Genomic DNA, 9,969 nt, shown 5'->3' on the forward strand with positions numbered 1-9,969 from the left:
CTTGAATTGAAACAGAATATGAGGCTCTGAATTCTGCACCTTGAAGTCACTTGGGTATATGTATCATTGAAAATGCTTATGAAATAAACCACTTGAATCGAATGATTTGCTAATCAATGAGGTGAGAATTCAGTTCGAGGCTCATGACCTTATACTCTGACTGGGCTTTGCTCTCTAGTACAGTCCACCCTAAACGCTGATAGATAGAAGGGATATGAGTATAAGCAAATAACTGTTTATACCCTCGACGCGCCACTTCCAACGTAGCGCTTTCAATCAACTTATCGGCAATTCTACGACCACGGTATTCAGGAAGTATGAATAATGCATTTATCCAAACAACGTCACTATTTGAATTTGGATGCTTGTAGAAGGTAAAGCTTAAGCCGCCAATCACCTTTTCTCCATGCGAAGCCACTATGGGGTGAGGCAATTCAAGGTGATAGTGACAAAATGAAAAATCTGACCATTCAGACTTAAATAAAGATTCAAGTTCATTCAAACTCGGGGAACTTGGGCTCATTTGGACAAATTTTAGATCTGGCATAACTTCCCTTTTTGACTCACGCGTGCGCACCGTTACACCCTTACTCTAACAGCAGTTCCCACTACGTTTTCTTAGCGTTGTTAAGATCAGTTGTTAACCAATGGCTGATGCGATCCACCGTGCTTTTTACTGGCTCTACGTCATGAATAATCAAATCACTGCTTTTTCGAACCGGCTCATTCACGTTTATGTATACGTCTCTGAGATGATCATTAACTTAAATTGAGTACTAAAAAACACTTACACCCTATGAAATTACAGATTGCATAAGACGTAACATGAACCTATGCTTTCGCAATATATACGTTGTCCATTGATTCAATCTGACGTTTCCAATCACAATAACATAAGCGGTCATAAAATTAGCCTTGATAGCACCATCTTGAGATCACTCGAACCTATGAGAATGCAACCATCAAACGATATAGCGAACTATGAAGAATTGTAACCAGTGCGGTAAGTGCTGCATCAAATACGGTGATGGTGACCTAGCAGCAACCCAAGAAGAAATCGACCTATGGGAGCAATTTAACCCTGAGATATTCGAATTCGTTAAAGGCAACGAAATATGGTTCGATCCTAAAACGGGCGAAAGGCTCAAACAATGCCCATTTCTCGAAATTTCACCAAAACGTATGTCTCAAGAACCCAATAGATACACGTGCAGTATCTACTTGGACAGACCCGAAGACTGCCGTCATTACCCCAGCTTAATCAACGAAATGGTTCGAGATGAGTGTGAAATGATAGAAAGTGTTGATTTAGCCAACCCAAAAAAGGCGCAAAGAGAGCTAGACATAATGATGATAGATAGCCGACCGCCTCACTTTTCATAGCGTAAGATCTTTTCCAACCACATGGAGCTAATATACTGCCCATTTTTCTTAGCGTACTCATTGAAAACACCCACTTCTCTGAACCCAAAGCGTTTATGTAAAGCGATTGACGCATCATTAGGCAACGCAACACCCGACAAAATTCTATGTACCCCTTGAGTAAGAATCGATGAAAATAATCGGGAATAAAGTTGGGAGCCCAAACCTCTACCTTCTGCCCCTGACGCTAAGTAAATTGTCACTTCAACCGTATCGTCAAACGCCGTTATCGCTCGGTATGGCTGAGAACATGCGAAACCTAAAACTTTTCCTTCATCAACTGCTACAAAGATCTGATGCTTAGAATGACTGGAAAATTGAGAAAACCATTTTTGGCGGTCTTCTAACGTGAACAGAAACTCTTCAAATCGAGCATTGGTATGTTCTATATAGAAGTTGAAGATATCGGTAATACACGCAACATCTGAGGATTTACCCAATCGAATTTCCATAGCTATATCCTGATTTATACCCAGCGACCAATTTAGCCACCAAAATGAAGCACCGAATAATTACTGTGCATCTGCTCTATCTGTATTTTCAACCACTATTTAAGCATAAAAAAACCCGCTCATGTTCATCAAAAGCGGGTTAGGAAACGTAATGGGACTTCCATTAATTCATGATCATTTTGACCGCCACGACGAGCAATAATCCTGCGAAAATTTTCTTAATGGTAGACACGGGTAAATGATGAGTCGCTTTCGCTCCTAATGGTGCCGTAAACCAAGAAGTACACACAATGCCGAACAACGCGGGGAGATACACAAATCCAGCAAAGCCATCCTCTAGGGAAAAATGAACACTCCCTGAGCTGATATAACCTATTGAGCCAAATAACGCGATAACAATTCCGCAAGCCGATGCGCTGCCAATCGCTTTTTTCATGTCCAGCGAAAAGAAGGTTAATAAAGGGACCAAAAGAGCCCCACCACCAATACCAATCATGGCAGACAATCCACCAGTAATCGTCGTCAGAATCGTTAACACGCTTTTACCTGGCATTTGGCGATCGGAAGGTGCGCTATTTTTACTGCTTAAAAACATCTTCAAAGCAATTAGCGTTACACTCACGGCAAACACTATACGAACGATTTGTTCTGGCAGTAGCGATGCCATAAAGCCACTTATCAACGCACCAAAAGCAACGCCCGTCATTATCCAAGGCGCTAGGTCCCAAGGTACATTTCCGTTTTTATGGTGAGCAATGGCCGAAGAAGTTGAAGTGAATAATATGGAGGCCAATGAAGTTGCAATCGCAGTAACGACCACCTGATCAGGCGGTAAAACGTCAAATTGAAACAAAATAACACTCAGTATTGGAACAATCACCAACCCACCGCCAATGCCTAGTAAGCCAGCCAAAAATCCAACAACACTGCCTAGTAACGCGCAGCATACAATCAACAACACCAATTCACTCACTCAGTTCACCTCTAAAATATGATAAGGAGCTATTTAACTGCAGGTATGCAGCCATTTCGCATCAGGCCAATTAATATAACTGACACCTGTTAAAATTTACAAACACAATAGATCATGAATATTTCTCATGTTGATTTTGAAATAAATACATTTTTATTAGTGAGCTGAAGCACGTATAAAACACTCTCAGCTTTAAACTATAGAAATATTACAGTTGATTTCTTCATAGAACTTTTGGGTATAAATAATAAGAACTATGAAGACAACTCTTTCGATATAAAAAAGAAAACTTAAACCCTAGAAAGAGTACGGAATAAACTCAGCGTTCACCTCAGGAAATAGGTTACTAGATCAACATGAAAACAGATTTTACTTTTACTATAAATAGCATTTGTCTCGATGAAAACTATCACCCATCTAACAGCACGCGGATCACGACCAACTTTGCTAACTTAGCAAGAGGCGACAGCCGCCAAGAAAACTTGCGTAACGCATTAAAGATGATTGACAATAGTTTTAATGCCTTAGCGCATTGGGACAACCCAAAAGGGGATCGTTACTCTGTCGAGCTAGAAATCGTTTCTGTCGATATGGATATCGAAGGCAGTGGACAAGCTTTCCCTTCTATTGAAGTATTGAAGACGTTTATTGTCGATCATAATACCAACGAACGTATTGAAGGTATTGTTGGGAATAACTTCTCCTCTTACGTGCGAGATTATGATTTTAGCGTATTGTTGCTAGACCATAATAAAGATCAGCCTCAATTTAGTATTCCTGGAGATTTTGGTGAACTGCACGGGAAGCTATTTAAATATTTCGTTAATTCGAATGTTTACAAAGAAAACTTTAAGAAGCTGCCTGTAATTTGCCTTAGCGTTTCTGATAATAAAACTTACCAACGTACTGAAAATCAACATCCTGTTTTGGGCTTTGAATATCAGCCAAATGAGTCATCTTTGACTGAGCAATACTTCCAAAAAATGGGATTACAAGTTCGCTACTTTATGCCGCCAAATAGTGTTGCACCTTTAGCCTTTTATTTCTTTGGCGATTTACTTAACGATTACACCAACCTAGAGTTGATTAGCACAATCAGCACGATGGAAACATTCCAAAAGATTTACCGACCTGAAATATACAATGCAAATGCTGTTGCAGGAAATTGCTACAAGCCAAACCTAAAGAACCAAGATCACTCGCTGACTCAGATTGTTTACGACCGTGAAGAACGCAGTAAGTTGGCTATTGAACAAGGCAAGTTTGCTGAAGAACACTTCATCAAACCTTACCAGAACGTTCTAGAGCAATGGTCTGCGAATTACGCGCTTTAATTCAACACAAGATACAGCAGCATTTATTATGAAAAAATTATTACCTACTTCAACTTCTGGTAGCTTGCCAAAACCGTCTTGGCTCGCTCAACCTGAGAAACTATGGTCTCCTTGGAAACTGGAAGGCCAAGAACTGACTGATGGCAAGCACGATGCACTTCGCGTCTCTTTACAAGAGCAACAGTTAGAAGGTATCGACATTGTCAGTGACGGCGAGCAAACACGCCAACATTTCGTGACCACTTTTATTGAACACTTAAGTGGCGTTGATTTCGAGAAACGCGAAACGGTTAAGATTCGCGATCGCTATGATGCAAGCGTCCCAACCGTTGTTGGCCCTGTTTCTCGCCAAAAACCGGTGTTTGTTGAAGACGCTAAGTTTTTACGCCAACAAACGGATCAGCCGATTAAGTGGGCACTTCCTGGTCCTATGACCATGATCGACACGCTTTATGATGCGCACTATAAGAGCCGTGAAAAGCTGGCTTGGGAATTTGCCAAGATCCTTAATCAAGAAGCGAAAGAACTTGAGGCTGCCGGTGTTGATATTATCCAATTTGATGAGCCAGCGTTTAACGTATTTTTCGACGAAGTGAACGATTGGGGCATCGCAACGTTAGAAAGAGCCATTGAAGGGCTGAAGTGTGAGACCGCTGTGCATATTTGCTACGGTTATGGCATTAAAGCGAATACAGATTGGAAAAAAACGTTGGGCACCGAGTGGAGACAATATGAAGAAGTCTTCCCTAAGCTGCAGAAATCGAATATCGATATTATCTCACTAGAGTGTCATAACTCTCGCGTACCCATTGACCTACTTGAACTCATTCGTGGGAAGAAAGTAATGGTAGGGGCTATTGATGTAGCGACCAACGAAATTGAAACACCTGAAGAAGTCGCTGACACCTTAAGAAAAGCGCTAAAATTTGTTGATGCCGACAAGCTTTATCCGTGCACCAACTGTGGGATGGCTCCTCTTTCTCGTGAAGTTGCAAGAGGAAAACTCAATGCCTTAAGTGCAGGTGCTGAGATTATTCGAAAAGAGCTCTCCGCTTAATACTCGCGCCCATTAAAACATTACTAAATGCTCAAAGTATTTCATTGCTTTGAGCATTTTCATTTTAGAGAGCGGCTTTGAGCCGTCTACTTAACGATTGGGTTTCATGGTGATGAAGGCTGATGTAAGAAAAGACATTATCGGATTCATATACTACGTCACTTTCCTGACTTAACCCTGTTTGAGTCATCCGGCAAAATGGGCAGGAGTAATTTTCGGGTTCATGGTTGTACACGGTTATCGTATCTCCTAGAGACATAATTGTGGATAAAGTAGCCGACAATGCATTTCAAAAATACCAAGCGTACTTCCACAAACAGCGCAGAAGCTCCTTGATGAATAATCCGAAGATCTCCAAAGGCAGGTTCGTTCCTGTTTTCAGCCTTTTTTAACCACTTCATTGCTCTGTGAACGATTTTGTGAGAAAGGACAAAGATGAATCTATCGGATAGTTTTCCAATACCATTCGGCATTCATACCCATGTTTTTCATAAAAAGGTTTCGCTTGAAAACTCAGCGTATCAACCTGTGCAGATTTACAACCTGAAGCTATTGCGTACTGTTCAATACGTCCAAGAAGTTGACTACCAACGTTCTTCCCTCTTATCGAGTCATCGACCCAAAGGAACTTAATGAGTAACCAATTCCCCCAAAGGTCAGCAATAATACCAGCCACTTTATTGCCATCATCGACTGCATAACATCCAACTTGTGACTTAGGTATTCCCTCCAGAAATGGAGTATTGTACTTAATTAACCCACTTCGAATTTCATTGATATCCTTATCCGAAGGATCTAAATCTAATTTGTATTCCATGTATTTTCCAAATTCAAGTGGGTTGTCCGCTTAGAGCGATTGTTATGTTGTTGCTACGACGACCTTATTTTTTTAGACATATTGTAGTCTGTAGTCATAAATCCAATTTCCTCATATAGCCAGAGGGCTCGCTTACTATTGTAAGCAACTCATAAATTAATCCTATCAACATCCGAGACTTTGAGATGGCACTCTAATTCCAAAATTGCCTGAGTGCCAAAAGTACCCGACCACCGTTGGTTTACGGTCAAACGTAATATCAATACAAAACAAGTCGCCGCATTACAACTTAAACACTCAAATTGCTGATATAAAATGGATTGTAAGTGCCGAGATATAAACTAGAACAAGCAAAGCCCACAACTTAGCTAAAACATTCCTCATTTTACTTTTGGCGCTTTTTGAAGATAGCCAAACACACTTTGTCGCAAAGACACCATATACAATAAGTAAAAAAGACATCGTATAGGCATTTGTCGTAACTAAATTTAGATGTACTAATCCTGATTGTTTAAGTTGCAACATTCCAAGACCAATTGCTGCACCAGTAATAAACGTAATTATCAGCCCCAAAATACTAATAAAAACCACTGCTTTCCATAACGCCAAATTACCATTCCACGCTTTTTCTATAGTCAAAATTATTCCTTATCGAACATGCCACATGTGTATCCGGTCACATGACGCCAGCTTAAATTCCAAGCTTTCTTTAACAGCCAGCCATTCTGTATTTATAATTGAAAATACAACAGTATCCCTGTAGCCACCATTAGCTAGCTTTTGATGATTTCTGAGCACACCATCTTGCTTTGCACCCAGGCGAGTAATAGCAGCTCTTGAAGCCTGATTATGCCAACTTGTACGGAATTCAACCGCGATAGCATCGAGTGTTTCGAATGCATGTGTTAAGAGTAGTAACTTACATTCAGTGTTAACTGTTGTGCGTTGGAAGCTTTTGCTATACCAAGTATAACCAACCTCGACTCGATTATTAGCAGGATCTGCATTACAGAAACGTGTAGTACCAATAATTTTACCACTTGATTTTTCGACAACCACAAATGGTAGAGCTAAACCCTTAGATTTTTGATCTAATGCTTTTGAGATGTATTCATTAATATTTTCTTTACTAGGAACTGATGTGAACCAAAGCTTCCAAAGTTCACCATCAGCTGCAGCCGTCACTAGTTCGCTTAAATGCGCCTCAGATAACGGAACTAATTTTATAGTCATTGAGTCAAGCTCAACGTCGTTTAACCACATATTACTCTCCATGCATGTGTGATTTTTATTGAATACAGCTAATACCAGCTTAAGCTGCAGACAACACACAAAACAAGCCGCTACATTACGCCGTAAACACTAAATTCAAAGCAAATTGAAACTGCCGAGCGTTGCGAATCAGACTTAAGCGTTTTGATACTCATTGAGCCTTCTCCTCCAACTTAACCTATCGGGTAAGCTGGAAGGCACCAAATCAAAATGGAGAAGACTCAATGAGAACTTGTAATCAACAGTATAACTATTACTGTGGTATTGATCTGCATGCGCGCATTCTTTATGTCTGTATTCTCGATTCACTTGGCAATACTGCCCCATAAGAGGATTGATGCATATTCTAATACCTTACTGGAGCTACTGACACCCTACCAAGATAACATCATCGTGAGCGTTGAATGCATGCATTGGCGGTACTGGATAAGTGACCTTTGTCTCGACTACGCCTTTGACTTCGCACTGGGTCATGCACTGTATATGAAAGCGGTTCATGGTGGTAAAACCAAGGACGACCGCATTGACTCCTACAAGATTGCCTCTCTTCTTAGAGGTGGGAACTTTCCTGTTGCTTATGTCTATCCAAAAACCATGCGAGTCACTCGATATTTACTCAGGCGACGAACAAAAATCATGCGACATGGTGCGGACTTAAAAGCCCATGTCTCCGACACATTCAGTCAGTACAACCGGCAAAGCGCTAACGTTCAACTGCGTTACCCGTGTGCGCGTGAAAAAGTGCGCAATCAGTTCGATGAGCCTGCCGTCAATCGCAAACATGGATATGGACTTAAACATCATTGCGTTTTACACCAAAGAGCTCGCCAGCGTTGAGCACTTTATTGAGAAAACCGCCAGACAACACAATGCTCAGGATCATCAAATCCTCCAGACTGTCCCCGGTATCGGGCGTATTCTCGCTCTGACCATTTTGTATGAAATCGACAATATCGAGCGTTTCCCTTCCTTGCAGAAGTTTGCTTCCTACTCTCGCCTAGTCAAGTGCAAAGCAGAGTCCGCTGGCAAAACCAAAGGCACCCATGGGGATAAGATTGGGAATGCCTATTTAAAGTGGGCATTCTCTGAAGCGGCGGTTCTTTACCTGAGAGGGAATGAGCCCGCTAAAAAGTACCTTCACCGATTGCAAAAACGCATGAGCAAAGCCAAAGCCCTCTCTGCACTTGCCCACAAACTTGGGCGATGCGTTTACTTTATGCTGAGGAACAAAACCGTATTTGATGAAAAACGCTTTTAACCCGAATAAGTCGCACAATGAAGTGAGCTGAACATCTAACTGGTGCTGAATGAGAGCACATGCTGACGGAAATTCACCGGGCGTTCAGCCCCTAAGGTCAGCTGTGCCTGGTAGTCCAAGCTCTTTTGCTTTTATTAGCCGCTTTATTGGTGCGCACCCATAATTGAAAAACGAACAACAAAGTGGTTTACACTCCAACTGAGCCTGAAGATAACTGGGAAGTCATGGTTTTGAAAAATCGTGGTTTAACCTTCTTTTTGAATAGAACCAGCTAGGGTTAACCGATAAATGTCTAGTGCCCCAACGAAGGAACCGTTGGCCGCGGTGAGACCGCAATAAGAGAGCCTCTATATGTGTTTGTCGTAAGCCATGCTTAATGACCAAAATGACAAAACGAAGTAGATGACTTTGTTATTCGAGAAGGATTGGCTGCTATCGCAGCCAAGAGAATGTTATTACTTATTGACAGGCGGAAGGCTCATATGGGTTAGTTTGCGTGCCAAAGTGACACAGAGATTGCTTATTGCACACTTTAAGACCATAATGCCTATGTGACATTTTGACACAACAGGAGATAACATAATGGCTACTACCTTGCCTCGCATCACCGCTAGAGTTGATGTCGACACACAAGATTTACTTACTAAGGCTGCCGCGATTGCTGGCATGTCTAGTATAAACTCATTTGTTCTAAGCGCTGCAATTGAAAAAGCTAAACAAGTTATCGAACGTGAACAAGCTTTAAAACTGAGCCAAGCTGATGCTATGTTGCTGATGGAAGCTTTAGACCGTCCTGCAACACAGAACTCAAAACTAAAAGCTGCTGCTAGTCGATACGAGAGCAAAACTCAATGATGAACACGGTACTTCTAGATAAAGCTAAACATAATAGAAACCGATTCAACTGTGGCATCGAAGCTCTCAATAATTACTTAAAAGTAATGGCGAGTCAGCAAGCAAAGAAAGACAACACCAGAACGTTTGTTTTGGAAGATGATAACGACAACTTACATATCATAGGCTTTTACACGCTAACAATGACGCCAATTGACTTAAAGGCATTGCCCGACAAGTTACAAAAAAAGCACCAATCATCCACCTCTGGTGGTCTGATTGCCCGTCTTGCTGTCGATGACCGATATAAAGGGAAAGGCTTTGGCGAGTGGCTGCTTATCGACGCACTCAGAAAGCTGTTAGCTGCTAGTGATAGCGTTGCATTTCCAGTTGTTATCGTCGATGCCAAAGACGGTGCGAAACATTTCTATGAACGTTATGGTTTTCAACCATTTGAAGACACTGAAAACAAACTCTTCATCACCATTGCAGATGTGAGAGCAAGCTTAGGCTAGTTAACCACTAGCCTTTACGCCAGCTTAAACCGCAG

The 9,969-nt window shown here is 41.4% G+C and carries 11 protein-coding genes and 1 pseudogene; 6 read left to right on the forward strand and 6 right to left on the reverse strand.

Annotated elements, in window-relative coordinates; all coding sequences use genetic code 11:
- Nucleotides 1-109 precede the first annotated feature (109 nt).
- On the reverse strand, nucleotides 110-547 hold the full coding sequence (locus VPNCDNU1_RS17850) for a GNAT family N-acetyltransferase (RefSeq protein WP_104401578.1): 438 nt from the start codon (nucleotides 545-547) through the stop codon (nucleotides 110-112).
- A 434-nt stretch (nucleotides 548-981) separates the two neighbouring features.
- Here VPNCDNU1_RS17850 and VPNCDNU1_RS17855 point away from each other — a divergent pair, with 434 nt between their 5' ends.
- Entirely contained in the window at nucleotides 982-1,383 is a 402-nt protein-coding gene (locus VPNCDNU1_RS17855) for a YkgJ family cysteine cluster protein (RefSeq protein WP_104401579.1), read from the forward strand.
- On the opposite strand, the gene VPNCDNU1_RS17860 is transcribed toward VPNCDNU1_RS17855, so the two are convergent.
- Nucleotides 1,371-1,874, reverse strand: a complete 504-nt coding sequence (locus tag VPNCDNU1_RS17860) for a GNAT family N-acetyltransferase (RefSeq protein ID WP_104401580.1) — start codon at nucleotides 1,872-1,874, stop codon at nucleotides 1,371-1,373. The genes VPNCDNU1_RS17855 and VPNCDNU1_RS17860 overlap by 13 nt on opposite strands.
- A gap of 163 nt (nucleotides 1,875-2,037) precedes the next feature.
- Nucleotides 2,038-2,847 carry a sulfite exporter TauE/SafE family protein gene (locus VPNCDNU1_RS17865; protein ID WP_104401581.1) on the reverse strand — a complete coding sequence of 270 codons (810 nt, stop codon included), beginning with the start codon at nucleotides 2,845-2,847 and terminating at the stop codon, nucleotides 2,038-2,040.
- 356 nt (nucleotides 2,848-3,203) lie between these two features.
- On the opposite strand from VPNCDNU1_RS17865, the gene VPNCDNU1_RS17870 reads away from it, so the two are divergent.
- A complete protein-coding gene (locus VPNCDNU1_RS17870; RefSeq protein ID WP_104401582.1) occupies nucleotides 3,204-4,181 on the forward strand; it encodes a DUF1852 domain-containing protein in 978 nt (325 codons plus the stop codon).
- A gap of 28 nt (nucleotides 4,182-4,209) precedes the next feature.
- Nucleotides 4,210-5,238 carry a methionine synthase gene (locus VPNCDNU1_RS17875; RefSeq protein WP_104401583.1) on the forward strand — a complete coding sequence of 343 codons (1,029 nt, stop codon included), beginning with the start codon at nucleotides 4,210-4,212 and terminating at the stop codon, nucleotides 5,236-5,238.
- A 397-nt stretch (nucleotides 5,239-5,635) separates the two neighbouring features.
- Here the strand turns inward: VPNCDNU1_RS17875 and VPNCDNU1_RS17880 are convergent, their stop codons facing one another.
- From VPNCDNU1_RS17880 to VPNCDNU1_RS17890, 3 genes are all read right to left on the reverse strand, one after another.
- Entirely contained in the window at nucleotides 5,636-6,055 is a 420-nt protein-coding gene (locus VPNCDNU1_RS17880; RefSeq protein ID WP_104401584.1) for a GNAT family N-acetyltransferase, read from the reverse strand.
- 297 nt (nucleotides 6,056-6,352) lie between these two features.
- Entirely contained in the window at nucleotides 6,353-6,694 is a 342-nt protein-coding gene (locus VPNCDNU1_RS17885; protein WP_104401585.1) for a hypothetical protein, read from the reverse strand.
- Nucleotides 6,695-6,703: 9 nt separating this feature from the next.
- Entirely contained in the window at nucleotides 6,704-7,318 is a 615-nt protein-coding gene (locus VPNCDNU1_RS17890) for a GNAT family N-acetyltransferase (RefSeq protein ID WP_104401586.1), read from the reverse strand.
- Nucleotides 7,319-7,551: 233 nt separating this feature from the next.
- Between VPNCDNU1_RS17890 and VPNCDNU1_RS17895 the strand changes: the two are divergent.
- The 3 genes and pseudogenes from VPNCDNU1_RS17895 (at nucleotide 7,552) to VPNCDNU1_RS17905 (ending at nucleotide 9,934) form a co-directional block, all read left to right on the forward strand.
- Nucleotides 7,552-8,585, forward strand: a pseudogene (locus tag VPNCDNU1_RS17895) (IS110 family transposase).
- 582 nt (nucleotides 8,586-9,167) lie between these two features.
- Nucleotides 9,168-9,440 carry a type II toxin-antitoxin system TacA family antitoxin gene (locus tag VPNCDNU1_RS17900; protein WP_104401587.1) on the forward strand — a complete coding sequence of 91 codons (273 nt, stop codon included), beginning with the start codon at nucleotides 9,168-9,170 and terminating at the stop codon, nucleotides 9,438-9,440.
- On the forward strand, nucleotides 9,437-9,934 hold the full coding sequence (locus tag VPNCDNU1_RS17905; RefSeq protein WP_104401588.1) for a GNAT family N-acetyltransferase: 498 nt from the start codon (nucleotides 9,437-9,439) through the stop codon (nucleotides 9,932-9,934). The genes VPNCDNU1_RS17900 and VPNCDNU1_RS17905 overlap by 4 nt, the downstream gene beginning before the upstream one ends.
- Nucleotides 9,935-9,969 lie beyond the last annotated feature (35 nt).

It is taken from the genome of Vibrio penaeicida (assembly GCF_002933855.1).
GTDB lineage: Bacteria > Pseudomonadota > Gammaproteobacteria > Enterobacterales > Vibrionaceae > Vibrio > Vibrio penaeicida_A.

What these genes read in the sequence shown, in the direction of transcription:
- VPNCDNU1_RS17875 (WP_104401583.1), top strand. Translation starts at nt 4,210, where the DNA reads ATGAAAAAATTATTACCTACTTCAACTTCTGGTAGCTTGCCAAAACCG.
- VPNCDNU1_RS17870 (WP_104401582.1), top strand. Translation starts at nt 3,204, where the DNA reads ATGAAAACAGATTTTACTTTTACTATAAATAGCATTTGTCTCGATGAA.
- VPNCDNU1_RS17860 (WP_104401580.1), bottom strand. Translation starts at nt 1,874, where the DNA reads ATGGAAATTCGATTGGGTAAATCCTCAGATGTTGCGTGTATTACCGAT.
- VPNCDNU1_RS17890 (WP_104401586.1), bottom strand. Translation starts at nt 7,318, where the DNA reads ATGTGGTTAAACGACGTTGAGCTTGACTCAATGACTATAAAATTAGTT.
- VPNCDNU1_RS17855 (WP_104401579.1), top strand. Translation starts at nt 982, where the DNA reads ATGAAGAATTGTAACCAGTGCGGTAAGTGCTGCATCAAATACGGTGAT.
- VPNCDNU1_RS17880 (WP_104401584.1), bottom strand. Translation starts at nt 6,055, where the DNA reads ATGGAATACAAATTAGATTTAGATCCTTCGGATAAGGATATCAATGAA.
- VPNCDNU1_RS17905 (WP_104401588.1), top strand. Translation starts at nt 9,437, where the DNA reads ATGATGAACACGGTACTTCTAGATAAAGCTAAACATAATAGAAACCGA.
- VPNCDNU1_RS17900 (WP_104401587.1), top strand. Translation starts at nt 9,168, where the DNA reads ATGGCTACTACCTTGCCTCGCATCACCGCTAGAGTTGATGTCGACACA.
- VPNCDNU1_RS17850 (WP_104401578.1), bottom strand. Translation starts at nt 547, where the DNA reads ATGCCAGATCTAAAATTTGTCCAAATGAGCCCAAGTTCCCCGAGTTTG.